Raw genomic sequence first — 24,071 nt, forward strand, 5'->3', positions numbered from 1 at the left:
GGATAAAAGAATCGATAAAGAAGGTGATGGTAATCGAAAACGTATTACTAATAGCGGTACAGACAGAGGATATGAATCAAGAGCGATTTCATTATAGTTTAAATGAACTGCGCGCATTAGCTCGTACTGTTGGTGCAGAAGTCGCGGACGTGATTACGCAAAACCGTAAAAAACCTCATCAAGCGTATTATGTCGGTGAGGGAAAATTAGATGAAATTTATGAACAAGTAACAAAGCACGCCATTGATATAGTTATTGCGAATCAAGAATTATCAGGTGGTCAGCTTAGAAATCTTCAAGATACGTTAGGGGTTCGCGTCATTGATCGAAGTCAACTGATTTTAGATATATTCGCTAAACGAGCTCGCACAAAAGAAGGGAAACTACAAGTCGAGTTAGCGCAATATGCATACATGCTCCCTCGCTTACATGGGCAAGGGGAAGCACTATCTCGACTCGGTGGTGGCATCGGTACAAGAGGGCCAGGTGAAACAAAGTTAGAAACCGATCGACGTCATATTCAAAATCGGATGGACGATATCAAGAAACGATTGAAAACTGTTGCCAATCAAAGAGAGCAATATAGAGGCAATAGAAGAAAGCAACAGGCATTTCAAATCGCGATTGTCGGCTATACGAATGCTGGTAAGTCCACTTTATTTAATGGATTAACCAAAAGCGACAGTTTGTATGAAGACAAACTCTTTGCAACACTGGATCCGTTGACGAGAAAAGTACATTTACCATCTGGCTTAGAAGTGATTGTTACTGATACAGTTGGGTTTATTCAAGATTTACCGACTCCTCTAATTGCAGCCTTCCGTTCGACACTTGAAGAAGTGAACGAAGCAGACCTTATTGTACATGTAATCGATGCAAATGCGCCAAATATCGAAGATCATCAACAAACGGTTCAGGATTTGTTAGAAGAGTTAGATGCTGATAAAATCCCGCTGTTAACGCTTTATAATAAAAGAGATCTAGTAACAGAACAACATTTCATACCTGAACAGCATCCTTATCTACTCATTAGTGCAAATGATCCATCCGATATCAATGAGGTTAAACATAAAATAGAAGCAATGATGAAGGAACAATGGAAGCCATATTCATGCTTTATACCTGAAGAAGAAAGTTATCGTCTTCGGGATTTTCAAACAGCTGCTTTAGTGACTGAAGAAGAATACAATGCAATAAAACAAGGTTATCAACTGACTGTCTATGCAAATCATCAACACCCTATTATGAAGTTAGTAAAGGAGTATTATGAACGTGACGATCGAAGAAATTCTTAATGAAGTAGAACAAAAAATAAATCCAAGATGTAAAGAAATTCAAGCTATTGAATATCAGAATCAAAAAAAAGTTTTGCAAGCCTTCAGAAATCAACAAATCAGTGAAACAGATTTTCAGGCAACGACTGGCTACGGTTATGATGATATCGGACGTGAAAAACTAGAAGCTGTCTATGCCGATGTTTTTGGAGGTGAAGATGCTCTAGTGCGCCCGCAATTAGCATCTGGAACTCATGCGATTTCTACAGCGTTATTTGGCGTATTACGCCTGGTGATGAATTACTTTACATAACTGGTCATCCATATGATACGTTAGAAAAAGTGATGGGAGTAGGGATAGGTGCTTCAGGTTCGTTGACGGAATTTGGTATAACATATCGTCAAATTCCATTGGATAATGGGAGGGTCGATATAGATTCAGTAAAACAAGCTTTTCATGCCAAGACAAAAATGATTGCTATTCAGCGATCACGAGGTTACGATCAACGACCATCCTTAACCATAGCTGAAATTCAGGGAATCATAACGACGATTCGATCCTGGGATTCAAATGTCGTTATTTTTGTAGATAATTGTTACGGTGAATTTGTTGAAACGAAGGAGCCAACAGATGTCGGTGCCGATTTAATAGCTGGTTCATTGATTAAGAATCCTGGTGGTGGCATTGTACGAACAGGAGGCTATATAGTTGGGAAGCAATCATTCATTGAGAGTTGCGCCAATCGTTTAACTGCACCGGGAATCGGTAAAGAGATTGGAGCAAGTATTGGTATGCTACAGGAAATGTTTCAAGGATTCTTTTTGGCGCCACATGTTGTATCAGAAGCTTTAAAAGGTGCGATCTTCACTTCTGCCGTTTTAGAACACTTTGGCTATCAAACGGATCCAGCACCGCATGATAAGCGTACTGATTTAATACAATCTGTTACATTCAATACTTCAGATGAGATGATTCAATTCTGTCAATCGGTTCAACGGCATTCACCGATTAATGCTCACGTCGTTCCTTATCCTGCTCCGATGCCAGGGTATACAGATAAGGTTATTATGGCAGCGGGCACCTTTATTCAAGGAGCAAGTCTCGAACTGACGGCTGATGGACCGATTCGCCCACCATATACCGCTTATATACAAGGCGGCTTAACCTATATGCATGTCAAAATTGCGATTACAGAAGCAATCAAAGAATTGTTTACATAAACTGATAAACGTGGTATTCGATAGTGTAAATGAATATCACGTTTTGTATAATTTTTTGTGTTAACTTTCCTTACATCTGTTGACAAGTAAATTACATATTGTATAATAAAAGAGAAATAAACGATAGCAAAGGGGTGAAATCATGAGCGATTTCGAAAGACGTTCTATGCCCTTATTTTCGATCGGAATTGTTAAGTCATTAACCGATTTAACTGCACGGCAGATTCGTTATTATGAAGAACACGAATTAATCCATCCTTCACGTACGAAAGGTAACCAGCGATTATTTTCGTTTAATGATGTCGATCGGTTGCTAGAAATCAAGGAGTTGATCGAAAAAGGTGTCAATTTAGCCGGTATAAAGCAGGTACTCTCGATAAAAGATATGCCTACAACTGACAAAGAGAAGACAGAAGAGGATCAACAAGAAATTTCAGAGAAAGAACTACGAAAACTGTTGCACAAGGAATTAATGGACGCAGGTAAATTCAACAAAACATCGTTAAGACAGGGAGAAATGTCAAGATTCTTCCACTAAATTATAAAAGGAGCGTTTCTTAAATGGGTTATTCAATCGAAGAAATCAAGCAAATTATTAAGGATGAGAATGTAAAATTTATTCGTTTACAATTTACAGATTTGCTTGGAACAGTAAAAAACGTAGAAATTCCACTAAGTCAACTGGACAAGGCACTAAATAATGAGATGGTATTTGATGGTTCTTCCATCGAAGGTTTCGTAAGAATTGAAGAATCCGATATGAAACTTCATCCAGACTTAGACACATTTGTTGTGTTCCCTTGGACTTCTGAAAAAGGAAAAGTTGCTCGTTTTATTTGCGATATTTATAATACAGATGGTACACCATTTGAAGGATGCCCGCGTTATAATCTAAAGCGAAATCTCAAACGAGCAGAAGAACTAGGGTTTACTGCATTTAACATTGGTACAGAACCAGAATTCTTTTTATTCAAATTAGATGAAAAAGGTGAACCGTCTCTTGAGTTAAACGATAAAGGTGGTTATTTTGACCTTGCACCAACTGACTTAGGTGAAAACTGTCGCCGTGACATTGTATTAGAGCTAGAAGAAATGGGTTTTGAAATCGAAGCGTCTCACCATGAAGTAGCACCAGGACAACACGAAATTGATTTCAAATATTCTGATGCGATTAAACACGCTGATGATATTCAAACATTTAAACTAGTTGTTCGTACGATTGCACGTCAACACGGATTACACGCAACCTTTATGCCAAAGCCATTATTCGGTGTCAACGGTTCAGGTATGCACTGTAATATGTCTTTATTTAAAGGAAAAACGAATATGTTCCTTGATGAAAATGGGCCATTGCAATTAAGTGAAACAGCTTATCAGTTTATCGCGGGTACCATTAAGCATGCATTATCATTTACTGCTGTAACCAACCCTACTGTCAATTCTTACAAGCGTCTAGTGCCTGGCTACGAAGCACCTTGTTATGTTGCTTGGTCTGGATCGAACCGTAGTCCACTTATTCGTGTGCCATCTTCTCGTGGTATGAGTACACGTGTAGAAGTACGAAGTGTAGATCCATCAGCTAATCCATACTTAGCGCTTTCTGTACTATTAGCTTCTGGTCTCGATGGTATCGAAAACGAAATGGAACCACCAAAAGCAGTAGACCGTAACATTTACATCATGGATAAAGAGGAAAGAGAAGCTAATGGTGTACAAGACTTACCGTCTACACTTTCAGGTGCATTAGAGAACTTGAAAAATGACCCTGTTATTATCGAAGCACTTGGTGAACATTTATTCGAACACTTTATCGAATCAAAAGAAATCGAATGGGACATGTTCCGTACGCAAGTTCACCCTTGGGAAAGAGAACAGTATATTCAAATGTATTAATCAAATTAACCCTTGGCACTGTTGGTGTCGAGGGTTTTTCTTTGTTTAATAACAGCATTGAATTTCTATCCGCCCACAACTACACCCACGAAACACCCACAAAAAATTAATCATCGTTTGATGATGTAATTTGATTAAGATATGATTCGTATTTTTCCATCGATTGTTTATCGAGTCTTTTGGATATGTGAGAATAAACATCAGCTGTAATTTGATAACTACCATGGCCTAATCTTTCCTGAATATATTTCATATCGCTTCCTGCTTCTAGCAATAAAACAGCGTGGGTATGTCTGAGCGAATGTATAGGTAAGTTAGGGATGCCAGTTTGCTTCAATATCCGTTTAAAAGCATTGAATAGGCTTGATTTAGGCATGATGTGCCCATCCTCACGGCAAAAAATTAAGTTAAGATCATGATGATAAATATCATTCAAGTTTTGCTTATTTTTATTTTGCCATTTTAAATGATCTTTTAATTGGTTGATTGTATTATTTGTTAAAGAAATGGTTCTCTTAGAGCGATAGGTCTTAGGGTCTCCAAATAACGCATCATCAGACTCTGCTTGAAAGTCTAAAGTCTTGGTTATTTCAGCGGTTTGTTCCTTAAAATTAATGTCTGACCATTGAAGTGCAGCCACCTCACCTTTACGCATTCCAGTATCAATCATGAAGCTAAAGAACAACCAGTATATATAACCGTATTGGTAAGCGGTCTTTAAAAATATAGGTATTTCCGTTGAATCAATAAATTTTACTTTTCGATCTTTTTCTTTCCCTTTAATAACAGCCCCAATGGTTGGGTTACGGTCAATCATATTAAGATGTAACGCTTTTTCCATGGCATTTCTCATCGTGCCATGGATAATTTCAACCGTTCGCTTACTATAATCTTGATCGTAAAGATGGTTTAAAAATTTCTGGTACATTGTTGGTTTTATGGAATTCAAATCAACATTTTTAAAATAAGGTAGTATGTGTTTATCGACATTCCTTTTGTGTAAATCGTAAGTGTTTTTTCGGACGACGTCTTTCTTATATTCTTTTAGCCAACTGTCTAGATATTCTTTTAAAGTAATTTGCTGACTAGCTAATTCAAAATTATTCAGTAATTGTTGTTCCATTTCCTGTGCTTCAAACCTTGCTTCTGGTTTAGTCTTGAAACCTCTTTTTGATTTTTCTTTGTATTTCTTTGTAATGGGGTCTTGGTACTTTATTCGATATTCCCAACTACCATTGTGTTTTCTGTAACTTATGCCCATGTTATTTGCTCCTTTTTAATAGTAGAAACGCGTTAAATTATTTATTATATCCTAAAACGAGAAACTTTGTTCTGTCAGTAGTTATAAGCGAACGGGTTTTTTGAAACTTGTTTAACATCAATAATTTCTCCATTTATATTTCGTATAAAATCAAATATTTTATTTCCGTTTTTTAGGTCAGATACAATTTTTTCAGAATTATCGTTTCTTAATTTAAATATCCTAGCGAAATTGTGATGTACCAGATTTTTATGACTTCCAATTGAATAATCTCTGTACTCATCCACAACTAAAATAGCATCATTTGTACTAATAGAAAGCTCATTTGTTAAGTGATTTACAATTATCCAAAATAAAGCTTCGTATGATACTCTAGTTATTTTAGAAATTTTGAAGAATGTGAATTTATTCTTAATCATGTAAAATAGAATTTTCTTAGGAATAATTATTTGTGCAGCAAAAGCGTTTGCTTGCATTTCGATTATAGTAGCAGTCTCATTAGATAAATTTTTCGAGCGATCAGCAAACTTAACTTGGTGATTACTGTGAAGAAAATAATGACCAAGTTCGTGAGCTAATGTGAAATTACGTCTGCTAGTAGTATGATTTGTATTATAAACAATCGTTTTTTCATACTCATCTATACAGAGCATTCCGCACATTTCTTTATTTTTAAAAGGGTAAGAATCAATACAGATTTCCTCAGAAGATAAGATACTTAATATAAATGGTTCGCAACAGTATGCTAAAGGGTATCTGATATTATATTGATACTTTTCAATAACTAAATTAGCAGTGTTAATAGCTTCTTCTAATGCTTCTTGTCGATTCAAAATAAAGATACCTCCATTTTACTTATCACGTTTTTTCAGTATTCTTTGTTTTCTGTATTCCAAGTAATCCTCTAGGTCTTCCAATATCTCATCTTGTTCATCTTTTGTTAAATCTTCATTATCTTTCCTGAACCAAGTTTGGAATGGTATTTCAATACTTTCATTTTCATCACTAGTGCGACCTAATAAATAGTCTGTGGATACATCAAAATAATTAGCTACTTTAGTTACATTATCAATTTTGGGCGAGGATTTATCCCAACGACGGATTTGTCCATTAGAAATACCTGTACTTCTTTCAACCTCTGCAAAAGATACTTTTTTCTCATCACATAATTTTTTTATTCTTTCCACTAAACTCACTCATATCAACCTTTCGTGGAGCTTATGGAAAACAAATATTAGCTTTAAAGCTATTTTTATCGTTGACAAATAGCGTAAACGCTAATAAACTGTATTCATAAGCTGTTTTGATAGCTAAAAAAGTGTACAAAAACATGACCTATATCAATGCATTTTGTGACGCTGGGGAGCTGATAAAATGCATAATTGCAGGCTTCTAAAGCCTCGATTAGCTATGCATTCATAATAGCATATACGCTAATTAAGGTCAATGCTTTTAGCTAATTAGCTAACTTTTTAGCTTATAAATTAAACACTCACACCTAAGCACTAACGTTCCAACTTTAGTTCTTGGGTGTGAGTGGATATAAGGAGGGGTGAATAGTGAGTGATCAGCTTAATCATATTAAAACATCCGACCTGCTCCATGAATTGGAGACAAGGTCAGGAGTAGAGAAAGTTACAGCTGGACTTTATAGCAATTATCAGTTGAAACGAAAATACCATAAAAACCGTGATCCGATTGAAGCGGATGTAGTACTGATTGTCAGAGACCTTTGTCACTTAGAAGCTTGATAAAAATTCCAAGCGAGTATGAATGTTTCCATTACGTTGGGATGCGATGCTTTTTCATAAAGATAGTCGTGTATTGCATTAAAACTATCCACTTCTGGAAAATCAGGATCGCTCATTATATCATCAGCTAAATCTCCTATTGGCAGGTTAACGCCTTTGAAATTAGCAATCCAAGTCTTAAACGTCCAAGGTATTGGTGTTCCTGGCATATGTACACACCTCCTATCTAACAAGATAGGAACATTATACCAAAAGAAAGGAATGATAACATGTCAGATTTAACAATTGTTAGTCATAACGGGCAACTTGTAACAGATAGCCGTGAGGTAGCTAAAATGGTTGAAAAACGCCACACGGAATTACTAAGAACAATTAAAGGCTATGAAATAATTTTAGCCGAACGTAATTTTGCGTCGGGCGATTTCTTCATTGAATCTACCTACACAGACAGTAACAACCAAACCAGACCTTGTTTCCTTCTGACCAAGAAAGGTTGTGAAATGGTAGCTAATAAGATGACCGGTGAAAAAGGAATTCTTTTTACTGCAACCTACGTATCAAAATTCAATGAAATGGAACAACAACATCAAGACACTTCACAACTCAGTCCAGAATTACAAATGTTTAATGGCTTATTTCAGTCCTTAGCTAAACAAGAAATGGCAACAAAGCAGTTAGAAACAAAAGTAGATAACATACGTGATGTTGTTGCTCTCAATACAACGGATTGGCGGAAAGATGCTCGGCAGTTAATCAGTAAGATTGCTCAATCGCGAGGTGGATTCGGTGCTTATAAAGAAGTGAATACCGAAATTTACAAAGAAGTCGAGAGACGGGGTGGCTTTCAATTAAATACAAGGCTTACTAATAAACGTCGAAGACTAGCAGATGAGGGTGTTTCTAAATCCAAACGAGACAAACTTAGTAAGGTTGATGTTATTGCGGATGACAAAAGATTAGTAGAAATTTATGTGGCTGTCGTTAAAGAATTTGCAATCAAGCACGGGATTGATCTGAAGGAGGCGAACTAAATGGGTTTTTATGTAAAGTTAGGAGTTGCAGATGAAGTAGAGGTGAAAGTACAGGTTTATGGAGATGAATTCTACTCTGTTTGCCCCAAGTGTGAAAAAGAAGAGCGAATATCTGTATCAGAACTTGGAGAAATAGAAGAATCATCTGGTGATCTTAGTGGCGGTGTTTACTGTCGAGATTGTTCAAAGGAGTGAAAAGCATGTCAGAGGATTTAAGTATTAGAGTTCGTTCTGAACTGTATAAGAAAAAAATGAAACACAGTGAACTAGCTGAATTACTCGGAATATCGGGAGCGTATTTGAGTGACATACTCAACGGCAGAAGGACTGGTCCAAAGGCTCAAGAGCATGTAAAGCATATACGTAAAATACTGAGTATTTAGCGAGGTGATTAGAATGATCGAAGTAAAAATCGATCAATCAACAGTAGAACAAATTTGTAGAGAAGAAGTTCAAAAGCGATTGGATAAAGCTGAATTCGACATGGTGATGTGGGATAAAAACGAACTGGTGCGAAGAACCTGTATGAGCTGGTCTAGTATCCAACGGACGTTTTTCTATGAGAAAGACTTCCCAAAAGTCAAACTCGGTGGGAAATGGTACTTTCCAGCAGAACAAGCAACGCAATTTTTATTAAATTACTTAGATCGATTCAAAGGGGAGTGACCAATGAAAATGGGAGATATGGCAAAATACACAGATCGCTTAAATGAAACCATGCAAATCAAAGATAAACAATTACGTAATGATCGATTGGCAAATTTGCAATCAGATCTGGAGGCAGCATATGAGATTCCGTTAACTGGTGATGCGCTTAAATTTCGAATAGAGAATCCAGGTGTCATCGAATTATACAGAACTGTAGTGGAAGCGAGGTCGGTGTGATGAGTAAAGCAAACAAACTATCAGTAGTAATAGCAGCGGCCAAGCTCCTAGGTAGTGATGAAATCAAAATGTTCATGAACACTTACAACAAACACATGAACGCTTTAGGTGCAGAAGAAAAAGAAAAATATATTCCGGAAAACATCAAGGGAGTTCATAGAAACATTGGAGAACGTTACTTTGAAGTCTATTTTAAAAACGGTGAATGGTTTAAATACTATACGAATGGTACTTGGGGGTAAAGAAGTGGATGCTAGAAAAGCTATTGAAGAAACGGCAAATCTAAAAGTAACCGAAGCCAAAAGAAAAAATTCTACTTATGGTGAAGCTGTAAAGTATCTTCATGATTTAGGATGGAAAGCAAGTCGCGACGAAATAGACAACTTAGTTTTAAAAGAAGCTACCGCAAAGTTAAGACAAGAAATGGGAGAAATAAAAATAAAAAAGTAAGCCAAGCGGCAACTTGACTTACTAATTACTATAAAAGTTCTTTTAATTCTTGAATTCTGGATTTTAGCATTTGTTCGACAAGTTCATATTGACCTAAGTAATTTTCTACTTTTCCATACATCCAAGAAGTATTTTGATCGTTGTCACGAGCTACTAAGTAAATTTGAAAATACGCTTCGTGCCAAAAACTCAATAAAGATGTGAATTCATAGTGACTAAGTTCTCCGTTTACACTTAAGTAAAGTTTAGCAGTGTTATACAAACTGTAAATTTCAGCGAGTCTTAAATCTACGAGTTTTACGTCTTCAACTCCATGTTTGAATATTTCATTACAAAGTAATTGAGTTTTTTCGTGTAAATTTGCGAGATGTTCATATAGTTCGCTGAAACGATAAAAATCATCGAGTAGTTTCTCTTTATCCATTATTCAACACCTCCCTTCCTAGTAACTAGATTACTAGAAAAAGGTGGCAGAAGAAAGCGAGGCATTTACATGATGATGACGATTTTCATTTTATTAATTATTGGTAGTTTACTAGGAGCGTTATGTAAAACGTGGATCACAATAAAAGAAGAAGAACTGGAAGAGAGGAGCGAAGATAAAGAATGAAAGATAAGTTAATTATTCAAGCAATAGCTTATGAGAATGGATTTTTGCGCATTAAGGAAACTCGACCTATGGGAGATCGATTCGAAAAAGAACTTACCCCTGAAGCTTACACGGAACATATAGAGAACGCAGCAAACTATTGCAAACATAAAGGTTATGATTTGGTCGTTTTATAACCAGGAAAGGAAGTGAGGGAACATGACGAAATTCACGGATTACTTTTTAGAAAAGGACAAGCAGTTAGCGTTGCAGTACCGAAAGCATATAGACGAATATTATGATTTATCCTCGCAACTATTAAACGTTGGCGAATTTAACAAATCAGAAATGTATTTTAAGCATGCAATCACGTTGATCAGCGAACTAAGACGATTGAATCGAGAAAAGCTAACTTATGATGCTGCGGCAGGAACTTTGGAATTGATTAAACAACGAGAGGAGACGGGTCAAGCAGTGTTGATGAAAAGAGATCGGTTTTAACTTTGAAAGGAAGGTGAGTAAAAGTGGGAAAGGAAATGTTGAGCGAAAGACCAAGAAATCAATTGATCAGATTAAACTTTTACAACAAACATGGAAAGTGGAAGTACAGCGGAAAGGCTTTGGTAAACCATTATCTGTTTGAAGATGGTTTTAAACAAGATATTGTCGATACGCAAACCGCGATCGTTGATGGTTGGCAAGGTGAATACTTTGTTCAGACAAGCTGTCCTGAAGAAGTTAATGGGTTTTTCGAGGCGTTGTTCCTACCAAGTTCATTTAATGACATCGAAAGGAAGGTGAAATAAGTGCACTGTCCGTTTTGTAACAGAGAACCTAAAGAGATTCCAGCATACAAAGAAAAAGCTCGTAAAGAAGAAATGAGCGTGGATGATTACGTGAGAATGGATGAAGGGACCTATCACATGCAAACAGATATGTTCTGTTGCGAAGATTGCTACTTTAAACGAGGGTTGCCGTTATACACAGATCTTATTCAAACGTATTTTACAGCACGTGAGAAAGTCATTCCACTTGAAAGGAGGTGATGAATTGGCGCTAAGTAAAAAACGATTGAAGCAATTAAATGCACAAGATGAAGTGCATGTCAGATATGTAGGAAAACCATATAAACAGCAATTTAACAACGGCGAACCGATGATAGCTGTTCCACGATATACAATCTACGGAGGAAAAGTGAATGCAGTTTGGAAAGTAGTCGACGAAGATGGTGACAACTTTACCATTGCTGAAAGAACGCTGATGGATGGTTTAAGAAAAGATTGGGAGATTGTTGGGATTGAAAGGAGGGTTATTAATGCGAGTAAAAGCAAGCGACTGGCTAACATTAACGAGTCATATGAAAGTAAAAGTTTTAGAAAAAGCTTCTAATCATTGTGGAGGGAGGTGAACTAATTGGCACAAAAAGTAATTATTCAAACTGAAACACGTTTACGTTTCGATGAAAAGATCACGGTCGTTCAACCTAACAATATGGACGATGACACGTTCGAAGCATTACTGGAAAAGGCTGAAACAAAAGCTTTTCATTTTGATGGTGATGTAAGAGATTTAGCTAGTATTCTGAAAGACTACGGAATAGAAACCGACGAACTGGCTACAAGTTTTCCCGAGAGTCCGAGTACTGCCGATTTCGAAATTGTCGATGTCAGAGATAAAAAATAAGATCTGCGCTACCAACACAGATCTATAAAAAACTATTAACAATTGAATCGTACCATGAAAGGAGCAAATTCACAATATGGACGTAAATTTTAATGTGCAATATGAGCAGTCTGAAATTAATGGCATGTTCCAGGATATTGAACAATTAAAAAAAGATCGTACGCGTTTGAAAGAGACGATTGACCAGAAAACCGAAAAGATCATCAAACATATTTTGCAACACGGAAACGTGCTTGCTTACAAGGATAACACACCGCATGTATTAACTGTTAAACAAGTGGAAAAGAAGAAGTTTGATAAGTCTAGTTTAGCTGGTGATTTAGATATTACGACCAAGGAATTAAATTTAATCGGAGTTGCTGAACTGGTGGAAGAAAATCGCATAACTGCAGAAAAGCTTAAAGAATATGAATTTTTCGAGCCAGATCAAAAACTAAAAGCTCGCAAGGCCAAGAAAACGGATATTGAACTATTAACACGGAGCGGTGCGTAATGGGACAAGGTCCTGAAAAACGAATTGAGAATCAGATTAAACGATATCTAGACAATATAGGAGCCTGGCATATTAAAACGCATGGTTCTATGTTCAGTAAAGCTGGTACGCCAGATATTATCGCTTGTGTAAAAGGTCTCTTTGTCGCCATCGAAGTGAAGCGACCAGATGGTGGTAAAGTAAGTGAATTACAAAAGTATCATATTGATGCAATTGAAAAGGCAGGTGGTGTGGCTTTTGTTAGCAGAAGCGTCGAAGAAACGAAGCAGTATCTTACAAAACTCGATCTTGTATAACTATCAAAAGAAGCTACTCAATAGCATTGATAAAGATTACATCATTGCTGCAGATACAGGTACAGGGAAAACCATCATGGCCATTTATCATTACTTGCGGTTTACAAAAGGCGAACCTCTTTTAGTGGTCGCCCCGCCAACCAAAATAACTGAAGGCGGTTGGGATCGTGATATTGAGTTAGTGGCTAACACACATCATATAACTATTGATTACACCATACTTTCTTATGGTGTCCTGGCCAAGAAGTGGAAGCAATATAAAGGGTACTTTGTTGTATTCGATGAATGTCATTATGTTAAAACATCTACTTCTCAAAGAGGAAAAGCAGGTAAGTTTTTAGCTTTAAACAGTACACATTTTCTATTGTTATCGGCAACGCCTGCCAGTAACGGTTGGAGCGACACGATCAATTACTTCATTATGTTTGGTTATGCCAAAAATAAAACACAATTTGAAAAGGATTATGCCATTAAAGAACCGTTGTATCGTGGTGGAAAGCCGGTTATGTATGGCGGAAAGCAAATGATGAAAGTGGTGGATTGGCAGCACCAAAAAGAATTAAAGAAGCGGTTCGATTCGTTTTCTATCAGTCTACCGAAAAGCCAAGCGCTCGATCTACCACCACTCGTATTTGATGATGTGTATTTTAAAAAGTCAACTGAATACAACAAGATTCGAAAAGATCGCGTACTTGAAATCGATGGTGAATTAGAAGCGTTTGACACGTTACCGAAATTGCAGCACGGATTACGTTATTATGCGAATCAATCAGACAAGCTGAAATACGTTGAAATGCTTGCCGAAGGTACTAGCGAAAATATGGTGATCTTCTATTACTACCAGGAAGAAAAAGATGCTTTGATTCAACGGATGAAGAAGTTAAAGAAAACCGTATTTGAAGTAAGTGGACAAGATACCAATTTACCAAAAAAAGAGACGTGGTCTGATTTAAGCAATAGCATCACATTGGTTCAGTATCAAGCTGGAGCTGCAGCGATTGAATTGCAATACGCAAATTTGGTTGTGTTTTATACACCGACTTATAGCTTCCAAGATTACGATCAAGCATTAGGACGAGCTTACCGTAATGGCCAAGACAAAAAAGTAACGGTCTATCGATTTATTACAAAAGGCACGGTTGAAACCAAAATCTATGCACGATTAAAGCAAAAGAAAGACTTCACAGAAGATTTATTTAGAGAGGAGATCGATAACATTGAGTAATTTAACCACTCAAGCAGGCGCTAACGTAACAAAGAACCGAAATTTATATGTTGGCGGTTCAGACATACCAACCATTTTAGGTATCAACAAATATAAAACGCAGTTTGAATTGGCTCAAGAAAAAGTCGGCATTAAGCCAAATGAATTTAAAGGCAATGAATACACCGAATTTGGTAACATCATGGAACCACAAATACGTGACTATATTAATGCCGTTAATAGCATTCACGAAGTCCATTTTAAAGAAAAAACCATGGTTGATGAAGAACGCAACATACGTTCCAACGTGGATGGATTTGATGCGGAATATGGTTTGCTTCTTGAGATTAAAACGCATGGTAAAAACTTAGATACGAAACCATACATTGCACAAATGCAGTTGTATATGTGGCATCTAGGTATTGAAGAAGGTTGGCTTGCATTGTATGAACGGCCGGATAATTTCGATACTGAATTTGATCCGAACCGATTACAAATCGAAGTGATTGAACGTGATGATGAATTCATCCAAAAGATACTAAATGCGATCGAAACGTTTTGGATCCGTTGTGAATTCTTGAAGGATAACCCAAACGCGGCCGAACAAGAATTTATTGATTTTGGCCAAAATGAAGTGATGATTTTTGCTCGTGAAGTATCGAAATTAGAAATGCAACTAGCCGAATTTAAAGAAATCGAAAAGCAATATAAAGAAGCGAAGCAACAATTGCATGATGCCATGGAAGCGTACGACATCAAAAAGTATGAAACGGATGTAGTAACGGTTACCAGAGTGCTACCAGGTGAACGGAAATCATTCGACAGCAAACGATTCAAACAAGACTACCCTGATCTTGCGGAAGAATATCAGAAAATGAGTAAGACGAAGGGTAGTGTACGAATTAAGGTGAAGGAGGATAAGTAAGATGAACGTTAATTTCAAAGGATATGATTGCATAGCTGCATTTGGGAAGTACCTTAATGGTAATACCGCTATTCAGTTAGTCGATGCAGAAGATGATTCTCTGGTAGCTGTAGCTACAGTAAATGGAGAGATAAAAAACACCGAAGAAATTGTAGGTATTAAAAATTGGTCTGAAAATGAAGGAATGGTTGATGCGCTTATTGACGCAGGAGTGATTGAGCCAGATCTAAAATTCTTTGAACCTAGTGCTTTTGTTGTGATCGAATATTACAAACTAACTGATGCAGCCTATCAGGAATTACAAACATTTATGGGGGCTAAGTAGATGTATAGATTTACTTGTGTAAGATGTAGAAGCCCGTTTAAACCATTAGTGAATCTGTACCTTTGCGAAGACTGTTATCAAATTGAATTAAATAAAAAAACACAGGAGGCTAACTAATGAGTCTATTACCAAAAAACGAACGAAAAGTAGCGAAGGAAACCCCACGCAATTTTGTAATCTATGGTGGAACGATGCACGGAAAAACCTTCTTTTCAGAAGAATTTCCGAATCCGTTAAATCTTAATACGGATGGCAATGCAGATATGATTGAAACACCATCTTTGAACATTGGTCACGAACGAGATGCCAAAGGGGTTATTAAAAAATCGGCAAGTGATTATTTAACGCAAGTTATTGATGAATTGCAAGGAACGAATCACAGCTTTGAAACAGTCATTATCGATGTGATTGACGATGTGATCACACTATTTGAGCAAGAAATCACAGAAGAAGCGAATGTTACCACAGTTGGCGATATTCCGTATGGGAAAGGGCATCAAGCGCTTGAAATGATGGTACGAGTATTTGTTATGCGATTGAAAGAATTGTCGGCTAAAAAGAAGATGAACGTCATTTACATTTCACGCTTGAACACAATAGAGGAAAACGACGCGACAAGTTATGTGCCATCTCTCAAACAAAAATGGATGAATATTGTTAACGGAAATTCAGATTATACAATCCTTTGCCGGAAGATCGGTAAAAAATATTTACGTAAAGTCGAATCCAAGCGTAAGAATTACACGCGTGACATGATCGATGACGAACGTATCACGCAACTGCTTGACACCGTTGTTGGCGCTTATGATAAGTCGCAAAAAACTAGTACAAATGAGGCGAAAAAGTTAGCGGCTGAACAAGAAAAGCAACAAGAAGCAGAACGCAAAGCACGTCAGGCTGAACGTAAGAAGCAAGAACAAACACAACCAGAAACGGAAGCAAACGCTGAATCTGAGAAGCAGGGTAAAGCTGATCAGAAGGAGCAAGCTAAAGAACAAAATGAGGACAATGAACAAGAACAACCGAAGAAACGTCCTCCGCGTCCAGTTACGAAGTAAGCTTATTCAATTATAAATCTATTATTTACACAAAGGAGAATGATGAATCATGAACTTAAAAGAAGCAGCAGCAGAAATTTTAGACCAGGGTTTTGATCCGAAGAAAGATGCAGTTGGTGGAGACTTTGAAGAATTACCTGATGGTCTGTACGACATGATTTTAACGGATGTGAAGTGGCAAGGGCCAAATGAAAAGGGAACGGAATGGTTATCGTTTGAATTTGAAGTATTAAACGAAGGTTACGAGAACCGTAAATATTTTGGTAATATCTTTTTCTCAAATGAAAAAATGATGCAACTCAATTTAAAACGTGCGATGAAAAGTGCAGCAGTTTTAGATGTCGAACTGGATATTGATGATTTTGACGATGAAGAAGTGCTCGTCGAAAAAATAAAAGAAGGCGTAGGCAATCAGTGCATGGTGGAATTAAAAACCAATAAAAAAGGCACGTTTCAAAACTGGGAAGCAAAAGAGGATGAAGGCTTTGAAGTGGATGATGATGGCATGCCGTTTTAAGGGTGGTTGACATAAATGTTTACCTTTTACGATTGCGAAGTATTCAAGCACGAATGGATGATGGTTTTTATCGACGATCATAACAACGTAACTAAAATACACAACGATGCAGGTGCTCTACGTGAGCATCTTGCATCTGTCCATTACTTAGTCGGCTATAACAATTATGCTTATGACGATAAAATCGTGGCCAGTATTTTAAAGGGCATCAATCCTTATGAAACGTCACAAAAAATTATTGCCGGCAAAAAGTTCAAACTATCACTTCAAAATCCAATCACGTTAGATGTGATGCAAGAATTGAAAGGTTTATCACTAAAAGAAGCGCAAGCGAATTTAGGGTTAGACATTATTGAAACCCCAGTAGATTTTCAGATTGATAGACCGTTAACCAACCAAGAAATCGAAAAGACATTTGAGTATTGCGTCAATGATGTCAAAGTAACGAAGCAATTATTTGAGAAGCGTGAAGATTATTTTGCTAGCAAATTTGAAATCGTGAAAGAGTTTGGGTTACCCGCTACCGCGATCAAAAAAACACGAGCAAACATCGCTTCTCAAGTATTAAAAGCCACGCCTGGAAACGATAAAGATCGATTGATATTTACGTATGATAAACGGATTGCAAAGTACGAATTACCTGAAGCGGTGCTTCATTTTTACCAAGATATCGAAAAAGCGTACAAGCAAGGAGTAGATGTGCAAACGTTAGAAAAAAAGAAAATGACATACAGATTAGCAGGCATTGAACATCAATATGGTTTTGGTGGCTTGCACGCTGCTAAAGAAAATTACAAAGGAGAAGGTAACTATATGAGCATAGATGTAAGCTCGTATTATCCTTCTCTTATTATTAACAATGGCTTCTTAAAGAATGTGAATCCATTTAAACAAATTTATGAAAAGCGAAGAGAATTGAAAGATAAAGGCGATTCCAAAGAAGAGATTTACAAGTTGCTTCTTAATTCAACCTACGGATCCATGAAGAGCAAATGGAACAAGCTTTATCATCCACAAATGGCCAATAACATTGTAGTAAATGGCCAGTTAATCTTAACACATTTGATTTGTTTATTGGATGGGCACTGTGAGCTTATTCAAACAAACACAGACGGTCTGATCATCAAATATGAAAAAGGATTTGAGAAAAATATATTAAAGCTTCTGGAATTATTCCAAGAACACTATCACTTGTCTTTTGATGTGCATGTGATCAGCAAAATAGCACAGCGTGATGTGAACAATTATGTGGTGCAATTTCAAGATGGATCTATTAAAGCCAAAGGTCGGTTTGCCAACTATAATGGCGGTAATTTTGAACGAAACAGCCTCAACATTATTGATAAAGCGTTAGTCGATTATTATATCAAAGGTATTAAACCAAACAAAACAGTGATTGATGTATGGAAAGCAAAAAAGTTTGAGTTTTTTCAAATGGTAGCGAAAGCAGGGAAATTTGATGGGATGGCCCAGGAAAGAAAAGACACGAATTTATTTGGTGGAATGGACACAGTTGGATTCGAACCGTTACAAAAAGTCAATCGGATTTTTGCTGCTAAAGACAAATATAAAGGCGCTGTTTATAAGGTTCGCAATGAAAAGGAAACCAAATATAACAAGGTCCCTTATACTAGCGAAAACTGTTTGGTGTGGAATGGTGATCTAAAAAAACTAGACAAGCGATTGATCGATTTGAATTGGTACATCAAACAGATCGAAGGGTGGTTGTTTTAATGAGCAACCGAAAATTTAAAGCTGGTTACTACTTGTTGTATAGACGAGAAGAACGAGACCGCGTGTGGTTGTATGAGTACTTGCAAAACCATGAAGTAAAAGCAAGGTTACGTGATGGGTGGCAAATATCTAGGTAGAGGTGCAATGAAGAATGACCAAAAAGAAAAATCCAGTCTTAGAGAAGAAATGGCATGAAGGGTTTGAAGCAGGTCGAAAGCAAGGCATTCAGGATTCTATCAACTATTTTACCAAACGATTGATGGATCTCGAACAAGTACCTGGTATTGGTAAAAAGACCATGCAAAAGATTGTGGACCAGTTAGGCGAGGAGTATTTTCAGATGAAACGGAAGAGGAACAAAGACTTCTAGGAGGGGTAAGGATGGAGGAAAAAATAAGAATTAACGTTGATTATTCGCCATTAGCAGAACCAATAGAGAATCAAATGAACAAGCAAGGATTTACATTAGGTGATAACAAAACTCGTATTCACAAGTTGGATAAGTCATTAAAAATGTGCATGTTTCACCTAATGACTGATTCAGAACACAAAAAGTTCATGAAAAAGTTGCACAAAAAAGTGATGGAAAGTATTGAACCCTTAGAAATTAACAAGGAGTGATTACATGAACGCACAAGAACGGTTGGAAAAGTGCAAGCAATTCGCAAATGCGGATGATATTGATTGGCTTATCGATCAAGTACAAAAAAAGCAGGAGTTGGAAGTAAGATGTGAAATCCGAGATGAAACAGTTAAATATAGTGGCGGTAAATTGAATGAATTAGAACAGCAAATTCGGCGGTATGAGGAAGCGTTGCAGTTTTATGCTGATCCCAAGATTTATAATGAGGGTTACTTACCACCAGCAGTATTGACAGATGGAGGAAGAATAGCAGAAAAAGCATTGCATAAGCCATTATCAAACAAATAGATTTAGTTCGTGATAGACCGATACTGCGAAGTAGAAAGGATAATTTATAAATGGAAAAGATGAAATTTCATTGGGCAGATGGTAAAGGCAATACAGGAAGTTTTGATGTTACAGCACCAAGTGTTGATGAATGCATCAAAATTGCCGAAGAACAAACAAAAGATGCTGACATTACCGATTATTACTCAATCGCTTAATGCACATTGCGACCAAAATACGAACAAATAGAGGGGTTGGAGTAGATGAAAGCTATTCAATTTTTAAATCTTCAGAGGTCACTTGCAGTAGCCTTTCCAAATTCAACTATAGGCAAATGGATATCTCATGGTGATCACGAAGAAATTGAATTAAATACGGAATTAGGTAAAGCCGACATACGTTTTTACCCGAAAGGAGAAGGTGAATGAACATACATCAACTTATGGACGCTCAGCAAGAGTTAGACCGTCACATTGAAAAAGAACAAGGGATCAACGGCAAAGATTATCAAGATGAAAAAATACTAGCTTTGCAAGTAGAGGTTGGCGAGCTCGCAAACGAATGGCGAGGGTTTAAGTTTTGGAGTCGAGATCGGGAACCAAGAACAAAAAAGATGGATGAATTAAAAGGTTATAAAAACCCATTGCTAGAGGAGTATGCAGACGGTTTAAGTTTTATCTTGAGTATTGGTAACGATTTAAAAATACGTCCGAAAACGATCAATTATATTCATGAAAAATCGATTACGAAACAATTTAACAGGTTATTTACCAAAATTGGCGATTTCTACGAATTTGAAACACGAGGCAACTATTATTCTATTTTACGTTTGTATTTAGCGCTGGGTGAAATGCTTGGATACAGTCTGATGGATATTGAAAAAGCTTATCTTGAAAAGAACAAAACAAATCACTACCGGCAGGATACGGGGTATTAATCATGTATCAATTGAGATGGAAAGTTCACGAATCAAGACAGGATAAGCGCACCGGTCTCCTTTCACCGGTGAAACCTAGTAAGTATTACAAGTATCTATGTCAAACATACACGAACTAATAATCAAACACCTATCAGAACAGAGGAGGTGAACCTCGATTGCTCAAATACATTGAATTGGATGAAGATAAGGCACCCAAGCATAAGTTAGATACATTCAGCACGGATCATGCCAATTATAAACACGCTGCTATTTTACTTGATAACAGAACGGTTGTGGTGGATTTCGATGATGCGGAAAGCGCGCGAATTGGTAATCTCATTTACAACCAACATCCGACATTAAAAGTACACACCAAACGTGGGTTTCATCTCTATTATCGGAAACCGAAACATGTGTATTTGAAAAACTGGGTGAAAAAGCTAACCAATGCAGGCATCCAGGTGGATTATAAGCATACAAAGAAACAGCCGATTGTCGTAAAACAAAACGGCCAAATGCGTAAGATGGAAAATGATCATTTACTTGGGCAGTTTGATCAGCTGCCTGAGTTGCCTTTTTTATTGTTTCCGAGTCGGTTAAAAGAAGTACTCATTGGCTTACAAGACGGCCAAGGTCGTAACAGTAACCTTTACACCCATTTGCTTACCATACGCGAGATGTATCCGGAACGATCGAAAGAACATTTGGATCCTACAGCACAATTTATCAATGAGCATGTATTTGGTGAAAGTCTCAAAGAACAAGAATTAAATAATGTGATTGCTAGCTCGAAGTCTAAAACAGTAGAAACGAATGATAAAAAGTTTCTAAACACGAAAGACATGATCATGACCAGTGAGGTATTAGTGGAAAAATTAGATATTCATTATTTTAGAGGCAAAACCTTTTTCAAAAAAGACAATCACTATGAATCGGATGAGAACCAATTGCTGCGTGCAATTGATCAGTTAATCAAGTTAAAACCGTCGCAACACAAAGAGTTGAAGGAATTATTCAAGATCAAAGCTACATTACAAGAAGATGATGATCTACCTGTGCAACTTAACAATGGGTACACGCTTTATGATAACGAAATTGTTGAAATTGATCCTGGTTTCACACCATTTTATATGGATGTGGCTTATGATGAAAATGCTTATGATGAGCATGTTGATAAGTTTTTAGATTGGTTTACTTGTAACAGATCAGATTTACGAAGGTTTGTCGAGGAAGTATTTGGCCATATTATTATGACCAAAGGCTTTCCGCACCGTTCTTTCTTTTTTTGGGGTGAGAGTGGTGATAACGGAAAAAGTACACTGATTAAAATGATTCAAGCTTTTGCAGATGGTTTACATACGAATGTACCACTCGATAAGTTTGATGATGATACAACCGTTTATAGTTTACTAGGTAAGTTATTAAACGTGGCAGATGATATTAACGCAAGTTTTTTAGATAAATCAAGTAATTACAAGACAATCGTATCTGGAGATCCTGTGATGATTCGCCCGATTTATTCACCGGCGACGACGTTAAACAATAAAGCTACATTAATCTTTACTTGTAATGAGATACCGGTCTTTAAAGATAAGTCTGGCGGAATCAAAAAACGTATGCGCGTCATTCCATGTGATGCGACGGTGACGGAACGAGATATGGAGATTGATAGTAAATTATCAACTGAAAGTGCAAAGTCCTATCTTTTGAGATTAGCCATTGAGGGTATGCAGCGGATTCAAGCGCAAGGCGATCTATCAGAATGCAAGGCGGTTTCTGACATTACAAAAGAGTATTTTGTGCAATCGGATAGTGTGCTGGCCTTTTTAGAAAATTATGATGTGGATGGAAAGGAAACAAAGAAAGCATATATGCAGTACACATTATATTGTGATGAATCAGGATTGAAAGCTGTTGGATCGACCGAGTTTGGTAGAAGACTAAAGAAAGAAGGATTTGATTGGAAGCAAGTTCGAAAGAATGGTAAACGTGTTCGAGTGTTTAGTAATACTTTGTCACAAGTTATGTCACAAGACGATTAGCATACATCTTGTGACACCTTCTATGCCTTGAGGGACAAGGGTTTTACGCATTATTTACCTTCTAACTGTCACAAGATCAAAAATACATCTTGTGACACCTTCTATCCCTTGGTATTACTACTATCATTACTATTATTTTTTCTTTTGTCACAAGATAAAATAAATATATTTAATAATAATATAGAAGATAAGTAATAAAAAAAGGAGTTAAAAATAAAAAAAGAATGTCACACCAATCTTGTGACAGTTGGCTGAATCCTTACAGCCGTAAGGGTTAAGGCGAATTTTGATCTTGTGACAGTATCTTGTGACATATCTAGCAAAAGGAGTTGATCATATATGACAATTATCGAATCACAAAAACCAACATTCAAAAAAGTAGAGTCTGAATGGTTTAATTATTATCAGACATTGCAAGAAGTCCAAATGTTAGAAGAAGCTATTTTACATCCGTTTGATGAAGATCCAGATGATCCGACAATTGTAAAAGGTTTGAATTCCGTTCGGCAACCTGGAGATCCAACTCAACGTTCAGCTACAAGGTTAACCACGCATAAGCAATTAAACTATTTACGAGAAGTAACGAGCGCTATTGAAACGGTATATAACGAGTCAAGTGATGAATATAAGCGATTGATACATTTACGATACTGGCAAAGAGGAAAGAAATTAACGTGGGAAAGTATTGCCTTAAAAATGAATATAAGTGAGAGACAAGCGCGTCGTTGGCGAAATGAAATTGTTCAATCAACGATAGAAATATTAGGTTGGCGATAATCTGCCTATAATATGTCCGTTTTGACACTCAAAACCGTGTTATTATGATAGTGTGGAACAAAACCATAAAAATGATTCTCCCTTCGTTCCTATGCAGCAATCGTTTACTATAAGCGGTTGCTGTAATTTTTGGCAGGAATTTTTGAGTTTTTGTCGAATTTAATAAAAAGAAGGTGGGGATATATATGGATGTAAATCAAGTTATTGATGTTTTGGTTGAACAAAATAAACATTTTAAAGATGTTCTTTTATGGTCAATTGGTGGAATACTAACGATTTTATTTTTATTTGTAGGGACAAACTTATATGCAGTTAAAAAATTTAGAAAAGATGAGTTAGATAAAATAACTTCTGATGTCAAATCGGAACTTAAAGAAAGCTACCTAAGTAATCTTAAATCCGAAGTAATTAAAGATCTTGAGTTGAAATTAAATGAAAAAGTTGAGTCTTATGAAAATAAAATTAATATTAATGAAGCAAAAATTAGTGACACAAAAGATGAAATAAAAGAGATTAATTATAATGAAAAAAAAATAAATGGAAAGATCTATGAACTAGAGGGGGATTTATGGGACTTAAAAGGTATAGATGCTAATGCATTAAATTATTATATTAAAGCAGGAATTTTACATAGCGAGTATAATAAAGGTAATCTAAATAGTATATTAAATAAAATTGAAAAAAACCTTGATAGAAAGAGCGAATTAACTATTTGGGATAAAAGCGAACTAAATAATTTATTTGAATCTTTACCTGATGGTTATGCTACACAGTTAAATTCAATAGTGAATAAAATTGAAGAAAAATAGAGCACTCCACTATGGGGTGTCTTT

40 protein-coding genes and 1 pseudogene are annotated in these 24,071 nt (G+C 36.5%); 36 read left to right on the plus strand and 5 right to left on the minus strand.

The window, feature by feature from the left end; genetic code table 11:
- Nucleotides 1-26: 26 nt before the first annotated feature.
- From hflX to glnA, 4 genes and pseudogenes are all read left to right on the plus strand, one after another.
- Nucleotides 27-1,295, plus strand: coding sequence for a GTPase HflX (gene hflX, locus J416_RS08755; protein WP_003468906.1), 1,269 nt, complete (start codon nucleotides 27-29; stop codon nucleotides 1,293-1,295).
- Nucleotides 1,267-2,495, plus strand: a pseudogene (locus tag J416_RS08760) (methionine gamma-lyase family protein). The gene hflX and the pseudogene J416_RS08760 overlap by 29 nt, the downstream one beginning before the upstream one ends.
- Before the next feature lie 142 nt (nucleotides 2,496-2,637).
- On the plus strand, nucleotides 2,638-3,033 hold the full coding sequence (locus tag J416_RS08765; protein ID WP_003468908.1) for a MerR family transcriptional regulator: 396 nt from the start codon (nucleotides 2,638-2,640) through the stop codon (nucleotides 3,031-3,033).
- A gap of 23 nt (nucleotides 3,034-3,056) precedes the next feature.
- Nucleotides 3,057-4,388 carry a type I glutamate--ammonia ligase gene (gene glnA / locus J416_RS08770; protein WP_003468910.1) on the plus strand — a complete coding sequence of 444 codons (1,332 nt, stop codon included), beginning with the start codon at nucleotides 3,057-3,059 and terminating at the stop codon, nucleotides 4,386-4,388.
- Nucleotides 4,389-4,494: 106 nt separating this feature from the next.
- Here glnA and J416_RS08775 read toward each other — a convergent pair whose 3' ends face one another.
- From J416_RS08775 to J416_RS08785, 3 genes are all read right to left on the minus strand, one after another.
- Nucleotides 4,495-5,649, minus strand: a complete 1,155-nt coding sequence (locus tag J416_RS08775; protein WP_003468911.1) for a site-specific integrase — start codon at nucleotides 5,647-5,649, stop codon at nucleotides 4,495-4,497.
- A 74-nt stretch (nucleotides 5,650-5,723) separates the two neighbouring features.
- The gene (locus J416_RS08780) at nucleotides 5,724-6,482 is read right to left on the minus strand and encodes an ImmA/IrrE family metallo-endopeptidase (protein ID WP_003468918.1); all 759 of its coding nucleotides are present in this window, start codon (nucleotides 6,480-6,482) and stop codon (nucleotides 5,724-5,726) included.
- Between the two features lie 18 nt (nucleotides 6,483-6,500).
- Nucleotides 6,501-6,845, minus strand: coding sequence for a helix-turn-helix domain-containing protein (locus tag J416_RS08785; protein ID WP_003468921.1), 345 nt, complete (start codon nucleotides 6,843-6,845; stop codon nucleotides 6,501-6,503).
- A 363-nt stretch (nucleotides 6,846-7,208) separates the two neighbouring features.
- Here J416_RS08785 and J416_RS08790 point away from each other — a divergent pair, with 363 nt between their 5' ends.
- Entirely contained in the window at nucleotides 7,209-7,400 is a 192-nt protein-coding gene (locus tag J416_RS08790) for a hypothetical protein (RefSeq protein WP_003468924.1), read from the plus strand.
- Here J416_RS08790 and J416_RS08795 read toward each other — a convergent pair.
- Nucleotides 7,385-7,609: a YozE family protein gene (locus tag J416_RS08795; RefSeq protein WP_003468927.1), complete on the minus strand. Its 225-nt coding sequence runs from the start codon at nucleotides 7,607-7,609 to the stop codon at nucleotides 7,385-7,387. The two genes, J416_RS08790 and J416_RS08795, sit on opposite strands and share 16 nt — an antisense overlap.
- 60 nt (nucleotides 7,610-7,669) lie before the next feature.
- Here J416_RS08795 and J416_RS08800 point away from each other — a divergent pair, with 60 nt between their 5' ends.
- The 7 genes from J416_RS08800 to J416_RS08830 are packed head-to-tail and all read left to right on the plus strand — an operon-like array spanning nucleotide 7,670 to nucleotide 9,766.
- Nucleotides 7,670-8,431: a Rha family transcriptional regulator gene (locus J416_RS08800; protein WP_003468930.1), complete on the plus strand. Its 762-nt coding sequence runs from the start codon at nucleotides 7,670-7,672 to the stop codon at nucleotides 8,429-8,431.
- A complete protein-coding gene (locus tag J416_RS08805) occupies nucleotides 8,432-8,626 on the plus strand; it encodes a hypothetical protein (RefSeq protein ID WP_003468933.1) in 195 nt (64 codons plus the stop codon).
- 56 nt (nucleotides 8,627-8,682) lie between these two features.
- Entirely contained in the window at nucleotides 8,683-8,814 is a 132-nt protein-coding gene (locus J416_RS08810; protein WP_420805434.1) for a helix-turn-helix domain-containing protein, read from the plus strand.
- A 13-nt stretch (nucleotides 8,815-8,827) separates the two neighbouring features.
- A complete protein-coding gene (locus J416_RS08815; protein WP_003468938.1) occupies nucleotides 8,828-9,097 on the plus strand; it encodes a hypothetical protein in 270 nt (89 codons plus the stop codon).
- 3 nt (nucleotides 9,098-9,100) lie between these two features.
- On the plus strand, nucleotides 9,101-9,316 hold the full coding sequence (locus tag J416_RS08820) for a hypothetical protein (RefSeq protein WP_003468941.1): 216 nt from the start codon (nucleotides 9,101-9,103) through the stop codon (nucleotides 9,314-9,316).
- A complete protein-coding gene (locus J416_RS08825) occupies nucleotides 9,316-9,558 on the plus strand; it encodes a hypothetical protein (protein WP_003468950.1) in 243 nt (80 codons plus the stop codon). The genes J416_RS08820 and J416_RS08825 overlap by 1 nt, the downstream gene beginning before the upstream one ends.
- A 4-nt stretch (nucleotides 9,559-9,562) precedes the next feature.
- The gene (locus tag J416_RS08830; RefSeq protein ID WP_003468953.1) at nucleotides 9,563-9,766 is read left to right on the plus strand and encodes a hypothetical protein; all 204 of its coding nucleotides are present in this window, start codon (nucleotides 9,563-9,565) and stop codon (nucleotides 9,764-9,766) included.
- Nucleotides 9,767-9,794: 28 nt separating this feature from the next.
- On the opposite strand, the gene J416_RS08835 is transcribed toward J416_RS08830, so the two are convergent.
- The gene (locus tag J416_RS08835) at nucleotides 9,795-10,190 is read right to left on the minus strand and encodes a hypothetical protein (RefSeq protein WP_003468956.1); all 396 of its coding nucleotides are present in this window, start codon (nucleotides 10,188-10,190) and stop codon (nucleotides 9,795-9,797) included.
- Nucleotides 10,191-10,372: 182 nt separating this feature from the next.
- On the opposite strand from J416_RS08835, the gene J416_RS08840 reads away from it, so the two are divergent.
- The 24 genes from J416_RS08840 to J416_RS08940 all read left to right on the plus strand — a co-directional run bounded on the left by J416_RS08840 (nucleotide 10,373) and on the right by J416_RS08940 (nucleotide 24,047).
- Nucleotides 10,373-10,552, plus strand: coding sequence for a hypothetical protein (locus tag J416_RS08840; protein WP_040513246.1), 180 nt, complete (start codon nucleotides 10,373-10,375; stop codon nucleotides 10,550-10,552).
- A 22-nt stretch (nucleotides 10,553-10,574) separates the two neighbouring features.
- The gene (locus J416_RS08845; protein WP_003468959.1) at nucleotides 10,575-10,856 is read left to right on the plus strand and encodes a hypothetical protein; all 282 of its coding nucleotides are present in this window, start codon (nucleotides 10,575-10,577) and stop codon (nucleotides 10,854-10,856) included.
- A gap of 23 nt (nucleotides 10,857-10,879) precedes the next feature.
- On the plus strand, nucleotides 10,880-11,161 hold the full coding sequence (locus J416_RS08850) for a hypothetical protein (protein WP_003468961.1): 282 nt from the start codon (nucleotides 10,880-10,882) through the stop codon (nucleotides 11,159-11,161).
- Complete coding sequence (locus J416_RS08855) at nucleotides 11,162-11,401, plus strand: hypothetical protein (RefSeq protein WP_003468963.1); 240 nt, start codon at nucleotides 11,162-11,164, stop codon at nucleotides 11,399-11,401.
- A gap of 4 nt (nucleotides 11,402-11,405) precedes the next feature.
- Nucleotides 11,406-11,744, plus strand: a complete 339-nt coding sequence (locus tag J416_RS08860) for a hypothetical protein (protein ID WP_003468966.1) — start codon at nucleotides 11,406-11,408, stop codon at nucleotides 11,742-11,744.
- Nucleotides 11,745-11,768: 24 nt separating this feature from the next.
- Nucleotides 11,769-12,038 (plus strand): hypothetical protein, encoded by a 270-nt coding sequence (locus tag J416_RS08865; RefSeq protein ID WP_003468969.1) that lies wholly within the window; start codon nucleotides 11,769-11,771, stop codon nucleotides 12,036-12,038.
- 76 nt (nucleotides 12,039-12,114) lie between these two features.
- Nucleotides 12,115-12,531, plus strand: a complete 417-nt coding sequence (locus tag J416_RS08870; protein ID WP_003468970.1) for a hypothetical protein — start codon at nucleotides 12,115-12,117, stop codon at nucleotides 12,529-12,531.
- The gene (locus tag J416_RS08875) at nucleotides 12,531-12,827 is read left to right on the plus strand and encodes a PDDEXK family nuclease (protein WP_003468972.1); all 297 of its coding nucleotides are present in this window, start codon (nucleotides 12,531-12,533) and stop codon (nucleotides 12,825-12,827) included. The genes J416_RS08870 and J416_RS08875 overlap by 1 nt, the downstream gene beginning before the upstream one ends.
- Entirely contained in the window at nucleotides 12,760-14,052 is a 1,293-nt protein-coding gene (locus tag J416_RS08880) for an SNF2-related protein (RefSeq protein ID WP_420805433.1), read from the plus strand. Before J416_RS08875 ends, J416_RS08880 begins: the two co-directional genes overlap by 68 nt.
- Nucleotides 14,045-14,956 (plus strand): YqaJ viral recombinase family protein, encoded by a 912-nt coding sequence (locus J416_RS08885; protein WP_003468976.1) that lies wholly within the window; start codon nucleotides 14,045-14,047, stop codon nucleotides 14,954-14,956. The genes J416_RS08880 and J416_RS08885 overlap by 8 nt, the downstream gene beginning before the upstream one ends.
- Before the next feature lies 1 nt (nucleotide 14,957).
- Nucleotides 14,958-15,281, plus strand: coding sequence for a hypothetical protein (locus J416_RS08890; RefSeq protein ID WP_003468978.1), 324 nt, complete (start codon nucleotides 14,958-14,960; stop codon nucleotides 15,279-15,281).
- A 116-nt stretch (nucleotides 15,282-15,397) separates the two neighbouring features.
- Nucleotides 15,398-16,339: an AAA family ATPase gene (locus J416_RS08895; RefSeq protein WP_003468980.1), complete on the plus strand. Its 942-nt coding sequence runs from the start codon at nucleotides 15,398-15,400 to the stop codon at nucleotides 16,337-16,339.
- Between the two features lie 49 nt (nucleotides 16,340-16,388).
- Entirely contained in the window at nucleotides 16,389-16,856 is a 468-nt protein-coding gene (locus J416_RS08900; RefSeq protein WP_003468982.1) for a DUF669 domain-containing protein, read from the plus strand.
- A 15-nt stretch (nucleotides 16,857-16,871) separates the two neighbouring features.
- Complete coding sequence (locus J416_RS08905; RefSeq protein ID WP_003468984.1) at nucleotides 16,872-18,590, plus strand: hypothetical protein; 1,719 nt, start codon at nucleotides 16,872-16,874, stop codon at nucleotides 18,588-18,590.
- The gene (locus J416_RS15930; RefSeq protein WP_169331767.1) at nucleotides 18,590-18,727 is read left to right on the plus strand and encodes a hypothetical protein; all 138 of its coding nucleotides are present in this window, start codon (nucleotides 18,590-18,592) and stop codon (nucleotides 18,725-18,727) included. The genes J416_RS08905 and J416_RS15930 overlap by 1 nt, the downstream gene beginning before the upstream one ends.
- A 14-nt stretch (nucleotides 18,728-18,741) precedes the next feature.
- Nucleotides 18,742-18,960, plus strand: a complete 219-nt coding sequence (locus J416_RS08910) for a helix-hairpin-helix domain-containing protein (protein ID WP_003468986.1) — start codon at nucleotides 18,742-18,744, stop codon at nucleotides 18,958-18,960.
- Nucleotides 18,961-18,971: 11 nt separating this feature from the next.
- Nucleotides 18,972-19,211 carry a hypothetical protein gene (locus J416_RS08915; protein ID WP_003468988.1) on the plus strand — a complete coding sequence of 80 codons (240 nt, stop codon included), beginning with the start codon at nucleotides 18,972-18,974 and terminating at the stop codon, nucleotides 19,209-19,211.
- A gap of 4 nt (nucleotides 19,212-19,215) precedes the next feature.
- Nucleotides 19,216-19,521, plus strand: a complete 306-nt coding sequence (locus tag J416_RS08920; protein ID WP_003468990.1) for a hypothetical protein — start codon at nucleotides 19,216-19,218, stop codon at nucleotides 19,519-19,521.
- 50 nt (nucleotides 19,522-19,571) lie between these two features.
- Nucleotides 19,572-19,718, plus strand: a complete 147-nt coding sequence (locus J416_RS15765; RefSeq protein WP_156809560.1) for a hypothetical protein — start codon at nucleotides 19,572-19,574, stop codon at nucleotides 19,716-19,718.
- A gap of 45 nt (nucleotides 19,719-19,763) precedes the next feature.
- A complete protein-coding gene (locus J416_RS15770) occupies nucleotides 19,764-19,928 on the plus strand; it encodes a hypothetical protein (RefSeq protein WP_156809561.1) in 165 nt (54 codons plus the stop codon).
- Entirely contained in the window at nucleotides 19,925-20,437 is a 513-nt protein-coding gene (locus J416_RS08925; RefSeq protein ID WP_003468993.1) for a dUTP diphosphatase, read from the plus strand. The genes J416_RS15770 and J416_RS08925 overlap by 4 nt, the downstream gene beginning before the upstream one ends.
- Before the next feature lie 158 nt (nucleotides 20,438-20,595).
- Entirely contained in the window at nucleotides 20,596-22,461 is a 1,866-nt protein-coding gene (locus tag J416_RS08930) for a phage/plasmid primase, P4 family (RefSeq protein WP_003469010.1), read from the plus strand.
- 339 nt (nucleotides 22,462-22,800) lie between these two features.
- On the plus strand, nucleotides 22,801-23,238 hold the full coding sequence (locus J416_RS08935) for a transcriptional activator (protein WP_003469013.1): 438 nt from the start codon (nucleotides 22,801-22,803) through the stop codon (nucleotides 23,236-23,238).
- A 185-nt stretch (nucleotides 23,239-23,423) separates the two neighbouring features.
- A complete protein-coding gene (locus J416_RS08940) occupies nucleotides 23,424-24,047 on the plus strand; it encodes a coiled-coil domain-containing protein (RefSeq protein WP_003469016.1) in 624 nt (207 codons plus the stop codon).
- The last annotated feature ends 24 nt before the right edge of the window (nucleotides 24,048-24,071 follow it).

The sequence above is a fragment of the Gracilibacillus halophilus YIM-C55.5 genome (assembly GCF_000359605.1).
Classification (GTDB): domain Bacteria; phylum Bacillota; class Bacilli; order Bacillales; family Amphibacillaceae; genus Gracilibacillus; species Gracilibacillus halophilus.

Bases quoted from the DNA above. Each gene is read 5' to 3' on its own strand.
- hflX (WP_003468906.1), top strand. From the start codon at position 27: ATGGTAATCGAAAACGTATTACTAATAGCGGTACAGACAGAGGATATG.
- J416_RS08765 (WP_003468908.1), top strand. From the start codon at position 2,638: ATGAGCGATTTCGAAAGACGTTCTATGCCCTTATTTTCGATCGGAATT.
- glnA (WP_003468910.1), top strand. From the start codon at position 3,057: ATGGGTTATTCAATCGAAGAAATCAAGCAAATTATTAAGGATGAGAAT.
- J416_RS08775 (WP_003468911.1), bottom strand. From the start codon at position 5,649: ATGGGCATAAGTTACAGAAAACACAATGGTAGTTGGGAATATCGAATA.
- J416_RS08795 (WP_003468927.1), bottom strand. From the start codon at position 7,609: ATGCCAGGAACACCAATACCTTGGACGTTTAAGACTTGGATTGCTAAT.
- J416_RS08800 (WP_003468930.1), top strand. From the start codon at position 7,670: ATGTCAGATTTAACAATTGTTAGTCATAACGGGCAACTTGTAACAGAT.
- J416_RS08805 (WP_003468933.1), top strand. From the start codon at position 8,432: ATGGGTTTTTATGTAAAGTTAGGAGTTGCAGATGAAGTAGAGGTGAAA.
- J416_RS08810 (WP_420805434.1), top strand. From the start codon at position 8,683: ATGAAACACAGTGAACTAGCTGAATTACTCGGAATATCGGGAGCGTAT.
- J416_RS08815 (WP_003468938.1), top strand. From the start codon at position 8,828: ATGATCGAAGTAAAAATCGATCAATCAACAGTAGAACAAATTTGTAGA.
- J416_RS08820 (WP_003468941.1), top strand. From the start codon at position 9,101: ATGAAAATGGGAGATATGGCAAAATACACAGATCGCTTAAATGAAACC.
- J416_RS08825 (WP_003468950.1), top strand. From the start codon at position 9,316: ATGAGTAAAGCAAACAAACTATCAGTAGTAATAGCAGCGGCCAAGCTC.
- J416_RS08835 (WP_003468956.1), bottom strand. From the start codon at position 10,190: ATGGATAAAGAGAAACTACTCGATGATTTTTATCGTTTCAGCGAACTA.
- J416_RS08840 (WP_040513246.1), top strand. From the start codon at position 10,373: ATGAAAGATAAGTTAATTATTCAAGCAATAGCTTATGAGAATGGATTT.
- J416_RS08845 (WP_003468959.1), top strand. From the start codon at position 10,575: ATGACGAAATTCACGGATTACTTTTTAGAAAAGGACAAGCAGTTAGCG.
- J416_RS08870 (WP_003468970.1), top strand. From the start codon at position 12,115: ATGGACGTAAATTTTAATGTGCAATATGAGCAGTCTGAAATTAATGGC.
- J416_RS08875 (WP_003468972.1), top strand. From the start codon at position 12,531: ATGGGACAAGGTCCTGAAAAACGAATTGAGAATCAGATTAAACGATAT.
- J416_RS08890 (WP_003468978.1), top strand. From the start codon at position 14,958: ATGAACGTTAATTTCAAAGGATATGATTGCATAGCTGCATTTGGGAAG.
- J416_RS08895 (WP_003468980.1), top strand. From the start codon at position 15,398: ATGAGTCTATTACCAAAAAACGAACGAAAAGTAGCGAAGGAAACCCCA.
- J416_RS08900 (WP_003468982.1), top strand. From the start codon at position 16,389: ATGAACTTAAAAGAAGCAGCAGCAGAAATTTTAGACCAGGGTTTTGAT.
- J416_RS08905 (WP_003468984.1), top strand. From the start codon at position 16,872: ATGTTTACCTTTTACGATTGCGAAGTATTCAAGCACGAATGGATGATG.
- J416_RS15930 (WP_169331767.1), top strand. From the start codon at position 18,590: ATGAGCAACCGAAAATTTAAAGCTGGTTACTACTTGTTGTATAGACGA.
- J416_RS08910 (WP_003468986.1), top strand. From the start codon at position 18,742: ATGACCAAAAAGAAAAATCCAGTCTTAGAGAAGAAATGGCATGAAGGG.
- J416_RS08915 (WP_003468988.1), top strand. From the start codon at position 18,972: ATGGAGGAAAAAATAAGAATTAACGTTGATTATTCGCCATTAGCAGAA.
- J416_RS08920 (WP_003468990.1), top strand. From the start codon at position 19,216: ATGAACGCACAAGAACGGTTGGAAAAGTGCAAGCAATTCGCAAATGCG.
- J416_RS15765 (WP_156809560.1), top strand. From the start codon at position 19,572: ATGGAAAAGATGAAATTTCATTGGGCAGATGGTAAAGGCAATACAGGA.
- J416_RS15770 (WP_156809561.1), top strand. From the start codon at position 19,764: ATGAAAGCTATTCAATTTTTAAATCTTCAGAGGTCACTTGCAGTAGCC.
- J416_RS08925 (WP_003468993.1), top strand. From the start codon at position 19,925: ATGAACATACATCAACTTATGGACGCTCAGCAAGAGTTAGACCGTCAC.
- J416_RS08935 (WP_003469013.1), top strand. From the start codon at position 22,801: ATGACAATTATCGAATCACAAAAACCAACATTCAAAAAAGTAGAGTCT.
- J416_RS08940 (WP_003469016.1), top strand. From the start codon at position 23,424: ATGGATGTAAATCAAGTTATTGATGTTTTGGTTGAACAAAATAAACAT.